An 18,365-nucleotide genomic window follows, 5' to 3' on the forward strand; every position below is an offset into this window, starting at 1 on the left:
CCATGTCCATGAACCTGCAAGGCAAGGTGGCGCTGATCAGTGGTGGCGCGACCCTGATCGGCGCGGCGGTAGCCGCCGCGTTGGTCGCCGCAGGCGCCCGGGTGGCGCTGCTGGATATCGATCCCGGGGGCAGTGAAGTGGCGGCGGGCTTTGCCGAGGCCGGTCTCTTCATTGCCGTGGACCTGACCGACGATGCCGCGGTCAGCGACGCACTGGGCCAGGTCCGCCAGCGTTGGGGCCGTATCGACATGGTGATCAACCTGGCGTGCAGCTACCTCGACCAGGGCATCGCCTCCGACCGCAATGAATGGCTGCGCGCCCTCGATATCAACCTGGTGTCGGCGGTGCAACTGGTGCGTGCGGTGCACCAGGACCTCAAGGCCAGCGGCGGCGTGGTGGTCAATTTCACCTCGATTTCCGCCGGCTGCGCCCAGACCGGGCGCTGGCTCTACCCGGTGTCCAAGGCCGCCATGGCCCAGCTCACCCGCTGCATGGCCATGGACCTGGCCGCCGACGGCATTCGCGTCAACTCGGTGTCGCCGGGCTGGACCTGGTCGCGGGTGATCGCCGAAGTCAGCGGCGGCGACCGTGCCAAGGCCGACCGGGTAGCCGCCGACTACCACCTGCTCGGACGCCTCGGCGACCCGGCCGAAGTGGCCCAGGTGGTGGCCTTCCTCTGCTCGCCAGCGGCCAGCTTCGTGACCGGCGCGGACTACGCGGTGGACGGCGGCTACTCGGTGATGGGCCCGGAACGCAACCTGCCGGCCATTCCCCGGCTGGCGCAATAGATCGCTTTTTCCCCCAAGACATTCGAACAACAGGAGACACTCCAATGCGTCGCATCGCCATCGTCGGGGCCGGCCAGGCCGGACTCCAGCTGGGCCTGGGCCTGCTCGCCCACGGTTACCAGGTCAGCATCAGCACCAACCGCAGCGCCGAGCAGATCCGTGCCGGCAAGGTCATGTCCAGCCAGTGCATGTTCAACACCGCCCTGCAGACCGAACGGGACCTGGGCCTGAACTTCTGGGAAGAAAAGTGCCCGGCGGTCGAGGGCATCGGCCTCAGCGTGCCGCACCCGGAGCAGCCCGGGCACAAGGTGATCGACTGGAGTGCGCGCCTGGAGCGCTACGCCCAGGCCGTGGACCAGCGCCTGAAGATGCCGGCGTGGATGGATGAGTTCGTCCGCCGTGGCGGCGAGCTGAAGATCGAGGATGTCGGCACCGCCGAACTGGAACGCCTGGCCGCCAGCCACGACCTGGTGCTGCTGGCCGCAGGCAAGGGCGAGATCGTCAACCAATTCCCCCGGGATGCCGAACGCAGCCACTTCGACAAGCCGCAGCGGGCCCTGGCCCTGACCTATGTGAAGGGCATGACGCCGATGTCGCCGTACTCGCGGGTGGCCTTCAACCTGATTCCGGGGGTGGGCGAGTACTTCGTGTTCCCCGCCCTGACCCTGAGCGGGCCGTGCGAAATCATGGTCTTCGAAGGCGTGCCCGGCGGCCCGATGGACTGCTGGCAGGATGTGCAAACGCCTGAGCAGCACCTGCAACGCAGCCTGGAAATCATCCGCCGTTACGTGCCGTGGGAAGCCGAGCGCTGCCGCAATGTCGAGCTGACCGATGCCGGCGGCGTGCTCGCCGGGCGTTTCACCCCGATGGTGCGCAAGCCGGTACTGGAACTGCCGTCCGGGCTGCCGGTGTTCGGTATGGCCGACGCCCTGGTGGTCAACGACCCGATCACCGGACAGGGCTCCAACAACGCCGCCAAGTGCAGCAAGGTCTACCTCGACGCGATCCTCGCCCGCGGCGACCAACCGTTCACCGCCGGCTGGATGGAACAGACCTTCGAGCGCTACTGGGACTACGCCCAGCACGTGGTGGGCTGGACCAACAGCATGCTGCTGCCGCCACCCGAGCACCTGCTGCACCTGCTCGGTGCCGCCGGCCAGTCGCAGACCCTGGCCTCGGTGATCGCCAACAACTTCGACGACCCGCGCCGCTTCGCCCCCTGGTGGTTCGATGCCCAGGCTTGCCAGGCCTTCGTCGACAAGCTGTCCCGCGCCGCTGCCTGAGGAATGACCACGATGAACGCACTGCACCTGCTGCCTCCCGACCTGATCGCCGCCGACGGCAGCGAGCCCCGCGCCCTGCGCAACCTGCTCGGCCAGTTCGCCACCGGGGTCACGGTGATCACCACCCGTGGCGCCGACGGGCGCAAGGTCGGGATGACCGCCAACTCGTTTTCCTCGGTGTCCCTGGACCCGCCGCTGGTGCTCTGGAGCCTGGCGCGCACGGCGCCGAGCGTGAACGACTTCCTCAATGCCAGCCACTTCGCGATCAATGTGCTGGGCAGTGACCAGCACGGCCTGTCCGGGCACTTCGCGCGGCCGGCGGCGGACAAGTTCGCCGGCATCGGGCATGTCGAAGCCACGGCGGGTGTGCCGGTACTGGACGGTGCCATCGCCACCCTGGTGTGCCGCAACCTGACCCAGTACGAGGGCGGCGACCATCTGATTTTCCTCGGTGAAATCGAGCACTACCGACACAGCGGCGGAGAACCGCTGGTCTTCCACGCCGGGCAATACCGGGTCGCCATCGCGCACCCCGAACTCGCCCGCTGATCTCCTGCCACCTACAACAACAGTATCCAGGAGCCTTGCATGAAAAATCCGTGTTATCTGGCCTGCGCGCTTGCGCTCGCCACCGGCAGCGCCCAGGCCTATGACCTGCCGGTGGTCAACCTCGGGCTCACCAGCTTTCTCGACGGCGGCTTGCCGGCGGGGCCGGGCTGGTACCTGCAGCAGTACTTCCAGAACTACAGCGCCAACCGCCTGGTGGACGCCAATGGCGACAAGCTGGGCTTGCCGAAGACCCGCCTGGATTACCAGGTGGCGGTGACCCAGGTCAGCTACCTCTCGGACCTGCGCCTGGGCAACGCGAGCCTTGGCCTGAACACCGTGTTGCCTATCGTCACCAAAATGAAAGTCGATGATGGTCTCGACAATGCGGCGCTCAAGGACCAGGGCGGAGTAGGCGACTGGCTGATCGGCCCGTTCATCCAGTTCGACCCGATCATGGGCAAGGACGGTCCGCGCTTCGTCCACCGCATCGAGTTGCAGGTCAACCTGCCGATCGGTGAATACAGCGACAAGAAGGACATCAACCCGGGCAACAACGCCGTGTCGTTCAACCCGTACTGGGCGGCGACCTACTGGTTCACCCCGGACTGGACCGCCTCGGTGCGGGCTCACTACCTGTACAACTTCAAGAACCATGATCCGGGCTATGGCTTTGGCGATGCCGGCGATATCCAGGCCGGCCAGGCCCTGCACGCCAACTTCGCCACCGAGTATGCGCTCACCCCGCAACTGCGCCTGGGGGTGAATGGCTACTGGCTCAAGCAGATCAGCGATACCCGGGTGGATGGTCATGAAGTCTCCGGGCGCCGGGAGAAAGTCTGGGCCATCGGGCCGGGGGCGATGTACAGCTTCTCCAAGGACGATCACCTGGTGTTCAACGCCTATTTCGAACAGGACGTGGAAAACCGTCCGGACGGGTCGCGGTTGCAGGTGCGTTATATCCATCACTTCTGATCGGGAGGCGTGGGTCAGTCTTCATCAGCGTTTGGCCTGCCCTTGGGGGCAGGCCTTTTTTTTGAGTGTTTTGAGGGTGTGCCATGGATATCGATGCACTGATCTGCCGGACCGATCTGCAAGGGCGGCTGGTGTTTATCACCGAGGCGTTCTGCCAGGCCCATGGGCTCACGTCGGCGGCGTTACAGCACAGGCCGCTCGACGACCTGCTGCACCCACTGGTACCGCGCCGCCTGGTCGAGCACCTGCAGCAGACCCTGGCCAGCGGCCGGCCATGGCTGGGCCCGCTGTGCCATCGGCGTGGCGACGGTGGCGAGTTGTGGCTGGAGCTGTATATCAAGCCGGTGCATGGGGCCTCCGGTATCAGCGGTTATGGCGCGGTATTCGTGGCGCTGGATGCGGCGCGTATCGAGCCCACACGCCGGGGTTACCAGCGCATCGCACGGCATGGTCACCCGGGCGGGGCGCTCTGGTGGCGGGTGTTGCGAACCGGCGTTTGCGGATTGTTCTGGCGGCGGCGGATCGCGGGTTTGTTGAAGGACCATCCCAAGGTGTGCAGCGACCCCTGGCTTGCCGGCTTTTTGCCTGGTGACACCCGCCTGGCCCAGGTTGCCTGGGGCTTGCGCAGCGAAGAGCGACGCTTGCAGGCGGCCCTGGTGCGCATCGCCAGTGCCGGGGCCGGTCTGGGCGGACAGGCGCGGGACATGGCCGGAATGATCCGCGACGAGGCCCGGCAACTGGATTACCAGCGCGATGCCAACCAGCAGGTGGCGACTGCGTTGCATGAACTGGCGGCGACCATCCAGGAGGTTACGCGCAATGTCCAGGTTGCCAGCCAGTCCACCGGCGAGGCGAGCACGCTGGCCGGCGAGGGCCAGCAACAGGCGCGCAAGGCCGGGGAAGCGCTGGTCACGCTGGAGCAGGCCATCGGTTCCAGTGCCCGCGCGGCCCGGGAAGTGGCGCAGGAGGTGGAAGCCATTGGCGGCTTCACCAGCCTGATCGATGCGATTGCCAGCCAGACCAACCTGCTGGCGCTGAATGCCGCCATCGAAGCGGCCCGTGCCGGTGAGGCGGGGCGCGGGTTCAGTGTGGTGGCCGACGAGGTCAGGCAACTGGCGGCGCGGACCCAGGAGGCCACGGCGCGGATCCGCCCGTTGCTGGAGCGGCTGGAGCAGGCCAACGGGCGCAATCGCGAAGTTGCCCGGCACTGCGAGGAACTGGCCCGGGCCGGTGCCGGGCGGGTGCAGGAGGTGGCCAGCGCCTTGAGTGCGGTGGCCGGGCAGTTGCAGGGTGTCGATAGCCTGGGCCAGCAGATCGCCGTGGCCATGCATGAGCAGGAGCAGGTAGTGCAGTTGCTGGATGAGCAGTTGCAGGGGAATGTCGAGGCGATCGGAAGGAGTGTGGAGCAGGCGAGGGTGGCGGAGGGGTTGGGTGGGGAGTTGAAGCTGCAGTCGGAGAATCTCTTGAGTCTGGCCCGGTATTTCGATCGCTGAAGGTGTGGTGTTGCTGATGGCCTCATCGCTGGCAAGCCAGCTCCCACAGGGATCGCGTGCACCGCTGAACCTGTGGGAGCTGGCTTGCCAGCGATGGGGCCATCAAGTGCCCTGCAAAATCCTAGGCACCTTGCCCCTGCATCACCCGAGGCCGCTGGCTGCGTTCCTGGTCATCGGCACTCGCCGCCCCCTGCAGGGCGAAGTCGAAGCTCATGTGCGCCTCACGCCCGTCCTCGCTGAAGGTCACGTCCCCCACCAGCCCGTCCCGCGTGGCATAGGCAAAGTCATCCCACAGGTACCGGTCACCCGACAGGTTGATCTGGGTGGTCAGGTGCCGGTACCCCGGCGCCGAGATGAAGAAGTGCACATGGGCCGGCCGCTGCCCGTGACGGCCCAGCTGGTCCAGGCATTCCTGGGTCGGCCCCTGGGGGTTGCAGCCATAACCGCTGGGCACGATGCTGCGCGCGCGGTAGCGCCCTTCGGCGTCGGTGAGGATGCGCCGGCGCAGGTTGTAGGCCGACTGGCTCTGGTCGAAGTACGAGTAGTTGCCTTTTGTGTTGGCATGCCACAGGTCCACGGTGGCCCCGGCGATCGGCGCGCCGCCCAGGTCCAGTACCCGGCCCTCGAGGAGCATCACCGTGGCCGTGCCGTCCTCGCTGCCGTCGTCCATGCGCACCTCACCCTCGGCAATCGGTGCGCCGGCCACATACAGCGGCCCTTCGATGGTCCGCGGCGTGCCGCCGACCTTGCCGACCCTGGCATCGCGGGCATCGGCCAGCAGGTCGAGGAAGTGCTCCAGGCCCAGCCCGGCCACCAGCAGCCCGGCCTCGTTCTGCCCGCCGAGGCGGTTGAGGTAGTCCACGGCAGTCCAGAATTCGTCGTCGCTGATCTCCAGGTCTTCGATCAGCCGGGCGGCGTCCTGCAGGACCCGCAGGACGATGCGCTTCATTCGCGGGTTGCCGTCGTCGTTGCGGTAACCGGCAGCTTCCTCGAAGAAGGTCTGCAGGTCGGCGGTGTGGGAAATGGCTACGGTCATGATGTGTACCTCTCTTGTTGTGATTGTTCGGGTCAGCTTCGGGTCGTTGCGCTTTGCAGGAATTTCTCGGCGTAGATCTGCACCTCGCCCCGGGCCTGGTCGGCGACCCAGCCTTTCACTGCCTCGACCATCGGCGGCGGGCCGCACAGGTACAGGTCGAAGGGCTGGGCGTTCAGCCGCGCGGCGTCGAAGTGCTCGTGGATATAGCCGCGGCGGCCGCTCCAGCCGGCACCCGGCTGGCTCACCACCGGGGTGAACTCGAAGCCGGGGATGCGCTGGCGCAGGCCCTCCAGGCGTGCGGTCTCGCACAGGTCGGCTTCCTGGTTGACCCCGTAGAACAGCTGGATCGGGTAGCCGCAGTCGCCACGCTCGGCGATCTCGTCGAGCATGCCAAGGAAGGCCGACAGGCCGGTGCCACCCGCGACCATCACCAGCGGCCGCTCGACCTGGCGCAGGTAGAAGCTGCCCAGCGGCGCCTCCAGCTGCATGTCCATGCCGGGGGCGCAGTGTTCGCGCAGGAAGTTGCTCATCACCCCGTCCGGCAGCAGGCGGATCAGGAACTGCAACTGGTTGCCGGGGCTCGGCCGGTTGGCGAAGGAGTAGGCGCGCCACTGGTCGGTGCCCGGCACCTGCAGGCGGGCGTACTGGCCGGGAAGGAACTGCAGGGTGTCGGTCTGGGCGCCGGCATCCAGGTGGAGGATCGCGGTGCTGGCCGAGACCTGCTCGACCCGCAGCACCTTGCTCTGCAGGCGCAGCGGTTCGCCGGCATGGCAGTGGCTGGAGTCGTGGTCGAAGTAGAAGGTGGCATCGGACTGCACGCGGGTCTGGCAGGCGAGCATCTTGCGCTGGGCCAGGTCGCGGGCACTCAGGGCTTCGTCGTCGACGTATTCCTGCTCGTAGCGCCCGGACTCGCAGCGGCCCTGGCAGGTGCCGCACACCCCTTCGCGGCAGTCCAGCGGCAGGCTGATGCCCTGGCGCAAGGCGGCGTCCAGCAACAGCTCGTTGGGCTTGACCGCGATAAAGAAGGTCTTGCCGTCGGCAAAGCTGAGGGCAACGTTATGGGACATGGCGGCAGCCCTCAGAGGTGATAGAAATCGAGCACGGAGTCGATGGTGTCGTTGAGCAGCAGCACCTGCTTGCGACGGATGCGGAAGCTTTCGCCGTCCTGGCGCAGTTGGTAGGTGCAGTGGCCGAAGAAGCTGCCCTGACGCCCCTGGCGGGCGTACAGGGTGTGCCAGGCGACCCGCGCCTCGAACTGCCCGTCCTGCAGCTCGCGGACCCGCAGGTTGCTGATCTGGTGCAGGGTGCGCGGGTGCGGGGTGGACGCCGCCGACTTGCCGGTGCGCAGGCGGAACACCCGGTCTTCCAGGCCGGAGCGGTCCTCGTAGTAGATGTACGACAGGCCCTGGTCGGGGTCTTCGACATAGCGGTGCTCGCTTTCCCACTGCGGCAGGTGGAACAGGCTGTCCGGGTCGAACAGCTCCAGGTAGGCGTCCCAGTCCTGGGCGTCGCACAGCTCGGCCTTGCGCAAGAGGAACTGCTCGATGGCGTAGTGCAGGGAAAGGTTCATGCTTGGACTTCCTTCGGTTGCAGGGCGCGACGGGCCAGGCCTTCGAGCAGCAGGCGCTGCCAGGTGCCGTGCTGGTTGACGTAGAGGCCTTCGTGGGTGAATTCGCGGCCGGTCAGCACCGGCTGGATGCCCAGGGCTTCGCTGTTGGGAGTGGCGCCGTCGGTCCAGCGGTGATGGCCCCGGGAGATATCGCTCCAGCGTTCCAGGCGGGCCTGGAAACCGCGTTGCTGTTCGCGGAATTCCACCAGGTCGTCCGGCGTGCCCATGCCCGAAACGTTGAAGAAGTCTTCGAACTGGCGGATGCGGTTGCGCCGGTCGGCGGCGGACTCGCCCTTGACCCCGATGCACTGGCTGGTGACTTCGGTCTTGTTCCAGGCCACCGGACGGACGATGCGCAGTTGCGAGCTGATCTGGTCCATGAAGAACAGGCTCGGATAGATGTTCAGGTTGCGCAGGCGGTGCATCATCCACTCGGCGCGGACCTGCCCGTATTCGCTGACCAGGCGCGGCATGACGCTGGCGTAGCCCGGGCGCACGGCCGGGTTGGGCATATCGCTGAACAGCACGCTGTGGCCGTTGTGGAAGCTGAACCAGCCGTCATCGGTTTCCGCATCGCCCGCGCCCAGCTTGCTGTAGTCCAGGGTGCTGTCGCCCTGGCCCTTTTCGGCATTGACCTGCTGGCGGTGCTGCACCGTCGACACGTAGTTGTAGTGCACGGTACTGACGTGATAACCGTCCAGGCCGTTCTCGTTCTGCAGCTTCCAGTTGCCGTCGTAGGTGTAGGTGGACTTGCCCGGCAGCACCTCGAGTTCGCCGGTCGGGGACTGGGCCACCATCATGTCGAAGAAGATCCGCGCATCGCCGAGGAAGTCTTCCAGCGAGTCGCTGGCCTGGCTGTCGAGGCTGATGAAGACGAAGCCCTTGTAGCTCTGGATGCGCGCCTTGCGCAGGCCGCGGGTGGCCTTGTCGAAGCCTTCCGGGTATTCCCCTGGGGCCTTGACCTTCACCAGCCGGCCGTCGCTCTTGTAGCACCAGGCATGGAAGGGGCAGGTGAAGGTCGACTGGTTGCCCGAGCCCTGGCGGGTCAGGGTCGCGCCGCGGTGCTGGCAGGCGTTGATCAGGGCATGCAGTTCGCCGTTGCCGTCGCGGGTGATGATCATCGGCTGGCGCCCGGCGCGCAGGGTCAGGAAGTCGTTGGGCTGGCTGATTTCGCTTTCATGGCAGGCGTAGATCCACTGCTTCTCGAAAATCAGCTCCATCTCCAGGTCGAACAGTTCCGGCTCGGTGAAGATATCGCGGGCGACGCGGTAGACCCCCTCGACGGGGCGGAAGTCCAGGCAGCCCTGGACGTAGTCTTGCCATTGGCTCAGGTTGCGGGCGCTCATCGGGCGTGTCCTCGTTGTTGTGTTCTGTGCCGGATTGAAGCGCTGGTGGCGGGGTCGCTCTAGCCGCTTAGTGGGCGTTGACCAGCCATTTCTTCCGTCCTTGCAGCGGGTGGATGGCGGGCGGGCAAATAGCTGCAGAAAATGGATAGTGGGAAGGGCCGCAGAGCCCGGACAATCAAGTCAGTCCACCGAGGAGACGCCCATGCACCGTGCCATCGCCACCCTGCACACCCACAGCGCCGAACTGACCCAGGCGCAGCAGTGGATGAGCGCCATCTGCGGCCCGCACCTGCTGCGCTCGCGGCATCCCGAACAGCTCTGCTTCAGCCACCTGGGCACGCGCCTGCCGGCGCTGGGCACGGTGCTCGGGCGGATCGCCTATGGCACGGCGGTGAATATCGATATCCGTTCCCTGGACGCCTACAGCATCAGCCTGCCCCTGCGCGGGCGGCAGCGCTTGCGCAGCGGACGGGCGCAGGTGCGTTCGGATGCGGCGTGCGGGTTGGTGGTGTCACCGCTGGAGGCGCATTCGCTGGAGCTGGGCGGAGACTGTGAAAAGCTCCAGGTGGTGGTGCATCGGCGGGCGCTGGAGGAGGTGGCCGAGGAGATGCTGCAGCGGCCCTTGCGCGAGCCGATCCGCTTTCGGGCGGAAATGGATATCGGCCGTGAGGAAGTGGCAGCCTGGTGGTTGAGTGTGCGCCAGTTGCTGGATAACTGGGGGCCGCTCAGCGCGCTGTATGCCCAGCCGCGGCTGGCACGGGATATGGAATGTTTGCTGATCCGGGCGTTGCTGCTGGCGCAGCCGAACAACTATTCGGATGAGCTGGAGCAGGGCGGGCAGGAGCGGATCCCGCATTACCTGGTCCGCGCCCGGCAGTTTCTCCAGGACCATGCCCGGGAGGCGCTGCGGCTGAACGATCTGGAGCAGGTGGCCGGGGTTTCGCGGGAGAAGCTATACGAGGCCTTCCGTCGCCATCACGGATTGACGCCGATGGCCTATCTCAAGCATTACCGCCTGAAGGCGGTGCGCAGCGCCTTGTTGAGTGGCGGGGCGGTGGTGAGTGTGTCGAGCGTGGCACTGGAGTGGGGCTTCGGGCACCTGGGGCGATTTGCCAGTGATTACCGCAAGGCGTTCGGCGAGTCGCCCTCAGGCACGCTCGCGCGCCTGCGTTGAACACCGCCAGGCAAGGTCGACGAACACCCTATGGGCTTGCCAGCGATCAATGGCCCAGCAAAGCTTTTTCCTGCTCAACCCCAACATTTTTAATAATTTGCCTAACCCTGCGCCTGCCCCATCATCCGTCCTACTCGAACAACAAAAACGACGCGCACTCCACGCGCTCGATACCGGCCGGTGCCAGGGGCGCTGAATAACAAGACCCGCACCCGCCTTACTGCCCTTTCAAGACTGTCTGTGCCAACCATGTCGGGGTCGACGACCCGCGCCAGCTGTTCGCGGCTACCCGGCATTTACCTTGAGACGTAGGGAGCAAGTGTCGATGTCTATGAAAATGCGTGCGTGCGCGTTGGCTGTACTGTTCACGTTGGCGGCGGGCCATGCCCTGGCGGCGACTGACCCGCTTACGGTGATCTCCTTCGGCGGCGCGACCAAGGCTGCCCAGAGCCAGGCCTATTTCAAGCCGTTCGAGCAGAGCGGGGCGGGCAAGGTGGTGGCCGGCGACTATAACGGCGAACTGTCCAAGGTTAAGGCGATGGTCAGCGTCGGGCAGGTTTCCTGGGATGTCGTCGAGGTGGAAAGCCCGGAACTGCTGCGCGGCTGCGAGGAAGGCCTGTTCGAGAAGATCGACCCGGCCCTGCTCGGCAACGGCGAGCAGTACATCGCCAATACCGTCAGTGAATGCGGGGTGGCCAGCTATGTCTGGTCCATGGTCATGGCCTACAACCCCGCGAAGCTGGCGACGCCGCCGGCGTCCTGGGCGGATTTCTGGGACACCGTCAAGTACCCCGGCAAGCGCGGCCTGCGCAAAGGCGCCAAGTACACCCTCGAAGCGGCCTTGCTGGCCGACGGCGTCAGCCGCGCCGACCTCTATAAAGTGCTCGCTACCCCGGCGGGCGTGACCCGCGCCTTCGCCAAGCTCGACCAGATCAAGTCCTCGATCCAGTGGTGGGAGGCCGGCGCCCAGCCGCCGCAATGGCTGGCGGCCAATGACGTGGTGATGTCCGCCGCCTACAACGGGCGGATCGCCGTGGCGCAGAAGGAGGGCACCCCTCTGGGCATCGTCTGGAATGGCGGCCTCTACGACCCCGACCACTGGGCCATCGTCAAGGGCTCGCCGAACAAGGCATTGGCCGAGAAATTCATCGTCTTCGCCAGTCAGGCGCAGAACCAGAAAGTGTTCTCGTCGAACATTCCCTATGGTCCGGTCAACAAGCAGACCCTGAGCGCCTTGCCGGCGGATATCCAGGCGCAGTTGCCGACGGCGCCGGCCAACCTGGAACAGGGGCTGCTGGTGGATTCGGGCTTCTGGGTGGATCACGGCGAGGAGCTGGAGGAGCGCTTCAACGCCTGGGCGGCGCGCTAGCCTCGACCTGGCCGGCCGGTGCGGGTTTACCCGGACCGCCGGCAAGTCCGGCTTCCCGAGACATTTCCATCGTGGTTCGGCTATCGTCACCCCTCTCGATCCCTCGCCTGGACCCTCCCGATGCACATAGTCATTCCCGACGATTACCAGCATGTGATTCGCACGCTCGACTGCTTCGCGCGACTGGCCGGCCACGAGGTCACCGTGCTTCACCACGTCCAGCCCGCATCCCTCGACGAACTCGCCGCGCGCTTCATCGATGCCGACGCCCTGGTGCTGACCCGCGAACGCACCCGCATCGACGCCGCCTTGCTCGAGCGCTTGCCAAAACTCAGGCTGATCAGCCAGACCGGCAAGGTCTCCGGGCATATCGATCTGGACGCCTGCACGGCCCGGGGCATCGTCGTTACCGAGGGGCGTGGCTCGCCGGTGGCACCGGCAGAACTGGCCTGGTCGCTGATCCTGAATGCTCGCCGGCAACTGGTTCCGGCGATCGACGCGTTCAGGCAGGGGCGCTGGCAGGTCAACCTGGGCCAGGCCGTGGCGGGCCAGACCCTGGGTATCTGGGGCTACGGCAAGATCGGCCAGCGTCTGGCGCGTTATGCCCGGGCGTTCGACATGCCGGTGCTGGTGTGGGGCAGCGAAACCAGCCGGGCGGCGGCTGAAGCCGAGGGTCATCGGGCTGCGCTGTCGCGGGAGGCGTTCTTTGCCGAGGCGGATATCGTCACGCTCAACCTGCGCCTGTCCGACAGCACCTGTCATGGGGTGACCTTCGAAGACCTCAGCCGGATGAAAACCGACGCCTTGCTGGTGAATGTCAGCCGCGCCGAACTGATCGCGCCGGGAGCCTTGCTACGGGCGCTGGATGCCGGGCGGCCGGGGTTTGCGGCGGTGGATGTGTATGAGCAGGAGCCATTGCTCGATCCGCAGCATCCGTTGCTCACGCATCCACGGGTGCTGGCGACACCGCACCTTGGCTACGTCGAGAAGAACGGGTACGAGTTGTATTTCGGTGATGCGTTCGACAATGTCGTGGCATTTTTCGAAGGCGTGCCGAAGAACGTCGCCAATTGAAACTCGGCTATTGAACGATGATCGCCTGTTTCAAATCGATCGACGGTACCGGTACCTGGCTGCGGCTGACTTCCAGCCATGCACGCATCTTCGGTGAATCGAAGATCTGGCCTTCGTTCATCATCAGCAGCACCAGCGACTGGGACATCCGGTAACACCCGCATTGTGGGCAGCGGCGCTCTTCCCACCCCGGGGAACACTCGACGGATTCGGCACGACCCGCGCAGATCAGACAACTCATAGGAACCCCCTGTGTTTTTGTTGGGTGGGGAAAACGAGTAATTAACGGCTTGAGTATATGTTTCAAGTTCTTGCATGAGAATTTCATGCCAGATTCATAATGCTCAGGCCGGCAACTTTCAATAACGTTCATTTTTGTTTGCGATGCAGTTGTGACTGGTTGCAACTGCGCAGTGCCGTATGATGACGGGCCATCCGTTTCGACAAGGAATTCGTCATGCATCCCACCAAGGCCTGTGCCGTGGTCCTGTCCGCCGACCCGACCCCGCGCATTCTCCTGTTTCGCCACCCGGTGGCCGGGGTGCAGTTGGTCAAGGGCGGTATCGAGCCGGGTGAAACCCCGGGTGCGGCGGCCTTGCGCGAGCTGGCCGAGGAGTCGGGCATTACGGCCGCGACCCTCGAGGCCGACCTGGGGCTGTGGGCATCCGGTCACCGCGAGCAGGTCTGGTCCTTCCACCTGTGTCGTGTCTCCGGCCCTCTCGCCGAACAATGGTCGCACCAGACCCTGGACGACCATGGGCATTGTTTCGATTTCTTCTGGGCGCCTCTCGATCAGTTGCCGCTCGCGGACTGTGATCCGCTCTTCCAGCGCGCCCTGGAATTCGTTGGCAAGGCCCTGAAAGCCCGGCCTGCCATTCGTCTGGAGCGCGCCATCCCGATCCTGCGCATGTTCGATGAAACCAAGGCCCGGGAGTTCTATCTGGACTTCCTCGGTTTCGAGGTCGAATTCGAACACCGTTTCGAAGCGGACCTGCCGCTGTACCTGGGTATCCGTCGCAACGGCCTGCAACTGCACCTGTCCGAACACCATGGCGATGCCAGCCCGGGCACGACGCTGTTCGTACCGGTGCAGGGCATCGAGTCGTTACGGGATGAGTTGCGTAACAAACGCTATGGCTATGCCCGTCCGGATATCGTCGAACAGGGCTGGGGCAAGGTGCTGGAAGTGCATGATCCGTTCGGCAATCGAATCAGATTCTGCGAGGGGTGAACCATGGGTCTGCTGGCGGCCGGGTTGTTGGCTCAGCAAGCCCCTCTACGTCGCCGCTTGATCCGGTACATATCCCCGTCGGCATGGCTCAGCAGGGTATCGGCATCCTCGCCATTGGCCGGATAGCAGGCCACGCCGATACTGCAGGTCGGCATGGCCAGCCCGTCGAAGTCCGCGTCCAGCGGCTCGGCCATGACCGCGAGGATCTGTGCGACTTTCTCCGAGACGGCATTATCCGACGGGATGTCGGTCAGCAGCACGATGAACTCGTCGCCACCCATCCGCGCCACCGTATCGGTTTCGCGCACGCAGCCTTGCAGGCGCTGGGCGATCACGCAGAGCACGCGGTCGCCCATGGTGTGGCCGTGGTCGTCGTTGATGCCCTTGAAGTCGTTGATATCGAGGAACAGCAGGGCGAAGGTGGTCTTGTGCCGGTGGGCGATATGCAGGGCGGCCTCCAGGCGGTCGCTGAACAGGGAGCGGTTGGTCAGCTTGGTCAGCGGGTCGTGATGGGCGAGAAAGCGCAACTCCTCCTCGGCCTTGGCCAGGGCCGTGACATTGCGCGCCACGCCGATGCGCGCGCCGACTTCCTCGGACCAGAAGGCCGCCCAAAGGATGTACACCACGCCACCATCCTTGCGCAGGTAGCGGTTACGGAAGTCGAAATGCGGCTGACCGTTCATCACCCGGACGATGGAGGCGCGGGTCGAGGGCAGGTCTTCGGGGTGCATGTAGCGGGTGATCGGCGTGCCGACCAGCTCGTCGGCACGGTAGCCCAGCAGGGCGTGGCAGGCATCGCTGACGAAAACGATCTGATCGTCCCGGTCGACCACGAACACCGTATCCAGCATCAGGTGGATAAGCTTGGGGTACAGCGCTTGCAGGTCAACGGGCATAAGTCAGGTAGTCCGGTTCGTGACGCTAGGGCATGGCCTGGCCGAATAAGGCCCGGGCGAGCGATCTGGCAGACTTCCTGTCGCTTGGCGCCGTTCTGGAACGGTGGTGTGGCGCCAAATACAGCGTACATAAGCAGAAAAACGATGGCAGAAAAAGGGGATAAAAAGTGCGGGCTTGGGGATCAGGGAAAATATAGCTGGCGGTTTGATATCTTGGCGGACGGCGTTGATCGACATTCTACGAAATCAGCGCGCCAATCCATTTGATCTGCTGTGCCAGTTCCTGGGTCTTCTCTTCCGGCACCGCCCGCTTCGCCCCGCTCAATCCCGCCAGGGTCTTTTCCTTCAGGCGCAACAACCGCCGCCATTTCGCCAGGAACGCTTCGCTCCGCTCACGCATCAGCAAGGGCCCGAAATACAGCTCCTCGGCGCTATACAGCACCGGCCCGTCGGGCTCGGCGACGATGATTTCGTAATCGAAGCGGTTTTCCCGCAGCACCTCCTCCGCGACGATCCGGTACCCGTGCGCCATCAGCCACAGGCGCAACGGCTGCCCGCCGCCATTGGGCTGCAGCACCAGGCGCTCATGGCCCTGGAGCCGTGCCTGGTCCGCTTCGAGGATGTCGCGAATGGTCTCGCCGCCCATTCCGCACAGGGTGATCACGTCGATCCGGTCCTGGGTTTCGATCGCCTGCAGGCCACTGGCCAGGCGCACGCTGATCGACGCCTCCAGCCCGTTCTCGCGGACACTGCGTTGCGCCGCCTGGAAGGGCGTCAGCGCGACTTCCCCGGCCACCGCGGCCTCCAGCAGGCCACGACGCATCAGCGCTACCGGCAGGTAACCATGGTCCGAGCCGATATCGGCCAGCCGTGCGCCGGCCGGCACATGGGCGGCGACGCGTTCGAGGCGTCGGGAGAGTGTCTGGTGGTTCAAGCGGGGAGCCCTTGTTCGGCGGCGGGGAGAGCGGATCGGCTGGCGATTCTGGAGGGCATTGCCGGTAATTTCAAATCCTCCTGACGATCCCCCGCGTACCGGCCAGGCCGAGGCCGGTATCGAGGTCAATGCCGCCTGGCGTCAGCCCGTTCAGGGCTGGCGCCAGATCAGCTCGCCGACGTCATACCCCTGCTTGCGGGCAATCCCGAGCAGTTCGCTGCGGGTGGAACTGCTGATGTCCTTGTCCCGCGACAGCAGCCACAGGTACTCGCGGTTCGGATGGCCGACCAGGGCTACCTTGTAGTCGGCATCGTGATACAGCACCCAGTACTCGCCCTTGGTCATCTCCGGCGCTAGGCGGCTGAACCAGTTGTCGAAGCGCACCCAGAGCTTGTCGGTCCGGCCCGGGACCTGGGCCTCGGCGATGCCCTTGGCTTCATTCCATTCCCCGTCCTTTTCCTTGCAGCGGTTGGTCACATCGATCTTGCCGTCCTCGCGCAGCCCGTAGTGCGCCTCGGACTGCACGCAGTTGCGCTGGAAGAACATCGGCAAGCGTGCCTGTTCGTACCAGGTGCCCTGGTAGCGCTTGAGGTCCACCTGCATGGTGGTCGGTGGCGGGGTGCCGTGGTCGGTGCTGGAACAGCCGGCCAAAGCCAGCATCACGCAGGACAGCAGCAAGGGTGTGCGCATAGCCATTTCGACCTCCAGGGGCTTGGGTAACCGGCTCTTGAAGATTGGAGGCGTCGCGTCCGGAAAAGTTGTACAAACTTTCCCGGCGAAAACTGTACAAACAGATATACCTGTACAGGATGTCCCCCCACGAGGAGTCAGGCCCATGGCAACTGCGGGCGAACGTCGCTGGCTGGTCCGGATCGCATTCTGCCTGCTGGCCCTGTCGACCCCGGCCCTGGCCGACTGGCAGGCCGCGCTGCCGGGCGCTCGCGCCGTGGGCAGTGGCGATTTCACCTGGTTCGGCCTGCGCCTGTACAGCGCGCGGACCTGGAGCCCGGCCACACCGCTGAACTGGGCGCAACCCTTCGCCCTGGAACTGACCTACCACCGGCGCCTTTCCCGGGACACCCTGGTCGAGGCGAGCGTGGACGAGATGCGCCGGCTGCAGGGCGACAAACTGTCTGAGGCGGTGCTTGAACGCTGGACTGCGCAAATGCGCGAAGCCTTCGTCGATGTGCTGCCGGGCATGCGCATCACCGGGGTCTACCTGCCCGGGGAGGGTTGTCGTTTCTACGTCGGTGACCAGTTGCGCCATCAGGTCGCGGATGTCGCGTTCGCCCGGGCCTTTTTCGCCATCTGGCTGGACCCGCGGGCCCGTGATCCACAGCTGCGCCAGCGCCTGGTCGGGCTGGCCGCGGAGAATCGAGGAGAGTGACGATGCGCGCCTTGTTGACTGCGCTGGTCTGTGTGCTGCTGACGGCTTGCGGCAATGTCGAGGTCGAGGACTATGCCCAGGAGCAACCGAAGTTCGACCTTGTCGCCTTCTTCGACCGGCCCGTGGAGGCCTGGGGCATGTTCCAGAAGCGTTCGGGGGAGGTGGTCAAGCGTTTTCACGTTCAGGTCACCAGTCGCCGTGACGGTGACAAGCTGATCCTCGATGAGCGCTTCGTCTACAGCGATGGCACCCGCCAGCAGCGGACCTGGATCCTGGTGCCGGACGGCCCCGGCCGCTGGCGCGGTACCGCCGGCGACGTGATTGGCGAGGCGCTCGGCGAGGTCGCGGGCAATGCCTTGCATTGGCGCTATCGCCTGGACCTGCCGGTGGATGGCCGGCACTGGACCATGGATATGGATGACTGGATGTACCTGATGGACGACGACACCCTGATCAATCGCACGCGGATGAGCAAGCTGGGTGTGGAGGTCGGGCAGATCACCCTGTTCTTCCGGCGCTTGCCGCAGGGTACGCCATGAGTCAGGAGTGTTGGAGGTTCATGGTGTAGCTGTCGGCCTCATCGCTGGCAAGCCAGCTCCCACAGGTTCACCGCAGCCTTCAGGAATGGTGGTGTGCCAGTGCCGATATGGGTCAGGGATCACCTCGGACCTTGAGCCTGGCACAGAACCTGTGGGAGCTGGCTTGCCAGCGATAGCGGTAGTGGCCTCACCATCAATGGGCACGGGGCTGCGCCCAACGAAGGCAAATCGGAAACCACAGCGCCCAAAGCGGCGCCAGCACCAGTACCGTCCCCAAGTTCCCCAACGGCAACCCGACTCCCGCCAGCCGAGCCCCCGCCAGATAAGCCAAAGGCCCGCCGATCATTCCACCCACCACCCCCAGCCAGATCGGCGTGCGCATCCAGCCCAGGCTATGCCGCAACCCGCTGGCCAGCACCAGCCAGAGCAGCGCCAGCCAGATTGGCAGCGGCGCAAAGTCGAATACTCCGAAAACGCAGAGCAGCGAGTCGAGCACGCAGCCCGCCAGCCCGACCCCAAGCACCACCCGCACCTCCGCCCGCCAATCCGGGCAAAACCGCAGATGCACGACCAACCCAACCCCGACCGCCCATAACAGCCACGAATGCCGGGCGCCGAGCACACAACCCCACCACCCGGCCTGCAGCCACAGGGCGTTGCCGACCAGCCACGCCCGCCGCGACAT

General features: G+C 65.3%; 19 protein-coding genes and 2 pseudogenes. 12 read left to right on the forward strand and 9 right to left on the reverse strand.

Translation table 11 applies throughout. The annotated features are described in order from the left end of the window. The first annotated feature begins 2 nt into the window (after positions 1-2). The 5 genes from PSEMO_RS23610 (at position 3) to PSEMO_RS23630 (ending at position 5,085) form a co-directional block, all read left to right on the forward strand. A complete protein-coding gene (locus PSEMO_RS23610; RefSeq protein WP_075805360.1) occupies positions 3-788 on the forward strand; it encodes an SDR family oxidoreductase in 786 nt (261 codons plus the stop codon). 44 nt (positions 789-832) lie between these two features. After that, positions 833-2,071 (forward strand): styrene monooxygenase/indole monooxygenase family protein, encoded by a 1,239-nt coding sequence (locus PSEMO_RS23615; RefSeq protein ID WP_075805361.1) that lies wholly within the window; start codon positions 833-835, stop codon positions 2,069-2,071. Positions 2,072-2,083: 12 nt separating this feature from the next. Further along, positions 2,084-2,620 (forward strand): flavin reductase family protein, encoded by a 537-nt coding sequence (locus PSEMO_RS23620; RefSeq protein WP_075805362.1) that lies wholly within the window; start codon positions 2,084-2,086, stop codon positions 2,618-2,620. 39 nt (positions 2,621-2,659) lie between these two features. Then, entirely contained in the window at positions 2,660-3,592 is a 933-nt protein-coding gene (locus PSEMO_RS23625) for a SphA family protein (protein ID WP_075805363.1), read from the forward strand. An 83-nt stretch (positions 3,593-3,675) separates the two neighbouring features. Continuing rightward, on the forward strand, positions 3,676-5,085 hold the full coding sequence (locus PSEMO_RS23630) for a methyl-accepting chemotaxis protein (RefSeq protein ID WP_075805364.1): 1,410 nt from the start codon (positions 3,676-3,678) through the stop codon (positions 5,083-5,085). Between the two features lie 121 nt (positions 5,086-5,206). Here PSEMO_RS23630 and catA read toward each other — a convergent pair whose 3' ends face one another. From catA to antA, 4 genes are read right to left on the reverse strand one after another with little or no spacing between them, the layout of a single operon-like run. Then, positions 5,207-6,121, reverse strand: a complete 915-nt coding sequence (gene catA, locus PSEMO_RS23635; protein ID WP_075805365.1) for a catechol 1,2-dioxygenase — start codon at positions 6,119-6,121, stop codon at positions 5,207-5,209. Positions 6,122-6,153: 32 nt separating this feature from the next. After that, positions 6,154-7,188 (reverse strand): anthranilate 1,2-dioxygenase electron transfer component AntC, encoded by a 1,035-nt coding sequence (gene antC, locus PSEMO_RS23640; protein WP_075805366.1) that lies wholly within the window; start codon positions 7,186-7,188, stop codon positions 6,154-6,156. An 11-nt stretch (positions 7,189-7,199) separates the two neighbouring features. Further along, positions 7,200-7,691 (reverse strand): anthranilate 1,2-dioxygenase small subunit, encoded by a 492-nt coding sequence (gene antB, locus PSEMO_RS23645; RefSeq protein WP_075805367.1) that lies wholly within the window; start codon positions 7,689-7,691, stop codon positions 7,200-7,202. Beyond that, positions 7,688-9,076 carry an anthranilate 1,2-dioxygenase large subunit gene (antA, locus tag PSEMO_RS23650; protein ID WP_075805368.1) on the reverse strand — a complete coding sequence of 463 codons (1,389 nt, stop codon included), beginning with the start codon at positions 9,074-9,076 and terminating at the stop codon, positions 7,688-7,690. The genes antB and antA overlap by 4 nt, the downstream gene beginning before the upstream one ends. A 202-nt stretch (positions 9,077-9,278) precedes the next feature. Between antA and PSEMO_RS23655 the strand changes: the two genes are divergently transcribed. The 3 genes from PSEMO_RS23655 to PSEMO_RS23665 all read left to right on the forward strand — a co-directional run bounded on the left by PSEMO_RS23655 (position 9,279) and on the right by PSEMO_RS23665 (position 12,693). Continuing rightward, positions 9,279-10,250, forward strand: a complete 972-nt coding sequence (locus tag PSEMO_RS23655) for an AraC family transcriptional regulator (RefSeq protein ID WP_075805369.1) — start codon at positions 9,279-9,281, stop codon at positions 10,248-10,250. Between the two features lie 325 nt (positions 10,251-10,575). After that, complete coding sequence (locus PSEMO_RS23660) at positions 10,576-11,619, forward strand: ABC transporter substrate-binding protein (protein WP_075805370.1); 1,044 nt, start codon at positions 10,576-10,578, stop codon at positions 11,617-11,619. Between the two features lie 120 nt (positions 11,620-11,739). Continuing rightward, the gene (locus PSEMO_RS23665) at positions 11,740-12,693 is read left to right on the forward strand and encodes a D-2-hydroxyacid dehydrogenase family protein (protein WP_075805371.1); all 954 of its coding nucleotides are present in this window, start codon (positions 11,740-11,742) and stop codon (positions 12,691-12,693) included. A gap of 7 nt (positions 12,694-12,700) precedes the next feature. Here PSEMO_RS23665 and PSEMO_RS33585 read toward each other — a convergent pair whose 3' ends face one another. Next, on the reverse strand, positions 12,701-12,841 hold the full coding sequence (locus PSEMO_RS33585; protein ID WP_178392045.1) for a hypothetical protein: 141 nt from the start codon (positions 12,839-12,841) through the stop codon (positions 12,701-12,703). A 309-nt stretch (positions 12,842-13,150) separates the two neighbouring features. On the opposite strand from PSEMO_RS33585, the pseudogene PSEMO_RS33895 reads away from it, so the two are divergent. After that, a pseudogene (locus PSEMO_RS33895) lies at positions 13,151-13,558 on the forward strand (NUDIX hydrolase); the annotation flags it as partial. Positions 13,559-13,579: 21 nt separating this feature from the next. After that, positions 13,580-13,924: pseudogene (locus PSEMO_RS33900) on the forward strand (glyoxalase superfamily protein); the annotation flags it as partial. 32 nt (positions 13,925-13,956) lie between these two features. Here the strand turns inward: PSEMO_RS33900 and PSEMO_RS23675 are convergent. From PSEMO_RS23675 to PSEMO_RS23685, 3 genes are all read right to left on the reverse strand, one after another. Continuing rightward, positions 13,957-14,820 carry a sensor domain-containing diguanylate cyclase gene (locus PSEMO_RS23675; protein WP_075805373.1) on the reverse strand — a complete coding sequence of 288 codons (864 nt, stop codon included), beginning with the start codon at positions 14,818-14,820 and terminating at the stop codon, positions 13,957-13,959. Between the two features lie 238 nt (positions 14,821-15,058). Then, complete coding sequence (locus tag PSEMO_RS23680; RefSeq protein ID WP_075805374.1) at positions 15,059-15,754, reverse strand: tRNA (adenine(22)-N(1))-methyltransferase; 696 nt, start codon at positions 15,752-15,754, stop codon at positions 15,059-15,061. A 150-nt stretch (positions 15,755-15,904) separates the two neighbouring features. Next, positions 15,905-16,450: a lipocalin family protein gene (locus PSEMO_RS23685; protein WP_081430324.1), complete on the reverse strand. Its 546-nt coding sequence runs from the start codon at positions 16,448-16,450 to the stop codon at positions 15,905-15,907. 139 nt (positions 16,451-16,589) lie between these two features. On the opposite strand from PSEMO_RS23685, the gene PSEMO_RS23690 reads away from it, so the two are divergent. Together PSEMO_RS23690 and PSEMO_RS23695 are read left to right on the forward strand one after the other, a co-directional pair. After that, a complete protein-coding gene (locus PSEMO_RS23690; protein WP_075805375.1) occupies positions 16,590-17,141 on the forward strand; it encodes a chalcone isomerase family protein in 552 nt (183 codons plus the stop codon). Between the two features lie 2 nt (positions 17,142-17,143). Then, positions 17,144-17,680: a DUF3833 domain-containing protein gene (locus PSEMO_RS23695; RefSeq protein ID WP_075805376.1), complete on the forward strand. Its 537-nt coding sequence runs from the start codon at positions 17,144-17,146 to the stop codon at positions 17,678-17,680. A 193-nt stretch (positions 17,681-17,873) separates the two neighbouring features. Here PSEMO_RS23695 and PSEMO_RS23700 read toward each other — a convergent pair whose 3' ends face one another. Next, positions 17,874-18,365, reverse strand: coding sequence for a DUF2878 domain-containing protein (locus PSEMO_RS23700; protein WP_075805377.1), 492 nt, complete (start codon positions 18,363-18,365; stop codon positions 17,874-17,876).

The organism is Pseudomonas putida, from assembly GCF_001941965.1.
Classification (GTDB): domain Bacteria; phylum Pseudomonadota; class Gammaproteobacteria; order Pseudomonadales; family Pseudomonadaceae; genus Aquipseudomonas; species Aquipseudomonas putida_L.

Bases quoted from the DNA above. Each gene is read 5' to 3' on its own strand.
- PSEMO_RS23610 (WP_075805360.1), top strand. From the start codon at position 3: ATGTCCATGAACCTGCAAGGCAAGGTGGCGCTGATCAGTGGTGGCGCG.
- PSEMO_RS23615 (WP_075805361.1), top strand. From the start codon at position 833: ATGCGTCGCATCGCCATCGTCGGGGCCGGCCAGGCCGGACTCCAGCTG.
- PSEMO_RS23620 (WP_075805362.1), top strand. From the start codon at position 2,084: ATGAACGCACTGCACCTGCTGCCTCCCGACCTGATCGCCGCCGACGGC.
- PSEMO_RS23625 (WP_075805363.1), top strand. From the start codon at position 2,660: ATGAAAAATCCGTGTTATCTGGCCTGCGCGCTTGCGCTCGCCACCGGC.
- PSEMO_RS23630 (WP_075805364.1), top strand. From the start codon at position 3,676: ATGGATATCGATGCACTGATCTGCCGGACCGATCTGCAAGGGCGGCTG.
- catA (WP_075805365.1), bottom strand. From the start codon at position 6,121: ATGACCGTAGCCATTTCCCACACCGCCGACCTGCAGACCTTCTTCGAG.
- antC (WP_075805366.1), bottom strand. From the start codon at position 7,188: ATGTCCCATAACGTTGCCCTCAGCTTTGCCGACGGCAAGACCTTCTTT.
- antB (WP_075805367.1), bottom strand. From the start codon at position 7,691: ATGAACCTTTCCCTGCACTACGCCATCGAGCAGTTCCTCTTGCGCAAG.
- antA (WP_075805368.1), bottom strand. From the start codon at position 9,076: ATGAGCGCCCGCAACCTGAGCCAATGGCAAGACTACGTCCAGGGCTGC.
- PSEMO_RS23655 (WP_075805369.1), top strand. From the start codon at position 9,279: ATGCACCGTGCCATCGCCACCCTGCACACCCACAGCGCCGAACTGACC.
- PSEMO_RS23660 (WP_075805370.1), top strand. From the start codon at position 10,576: ATGTCTATGAAAATGCGTGCGTGCGCGTTGGCTGTACTGTTCACGTTG.
- PSEMO_RS23665 (WP_075805371.1), top strand. From the start codon at position 11,740: ATGCACATAGTCATTCCCGACGATTACCAGCATGTGATTCGCACGCTC.
- PSEMO_RS33585 (WP_178392045.1), bottom strand. From the start codon at position 12,841: ATGTCCCAGTCGCTGGTGCTGCTGATGATGAACGAAGGCCAGATCTTC.
- PSEMO_RS23675 (WP_075805373.1), bottom strand. From the start codon at position 14,820: ATGCCCGTTGACCTGCAAGCGCTGTACCCCAAGCTTATCCACCTGATG.
- PSEMO_RS23685 (WP_081430324.1), bottom strand. From the start codon at position 16,450: ATGGCTATGCGCACACCCTTGCTGCTGTCCTGCGTGATGCTGGCTTTG.
- PSEMO_RS23690 (WP_075805375.1), top strand. From the start codon at position 16,590: ATGGCAACTGCGGGCGAACGTCGCTGGCTGGTCCGGATCGCATTCTGC.
- PSEMO_RS23695 (WP_075805376.1), top strand. From the start codon at position 17,144: ATGCGCGCCTTGTTGACTGCGCTGGTCTGTGTGCTGCTGACGGCTTGC.
- PSEMO_RS23700 (WP_075805377.1), bottom strand. From the start codon at position 18,365: ATGTCGCGGCGGGCGTGGCTGGTCGGCAACGCCCTGTGGCTGCAGGCC.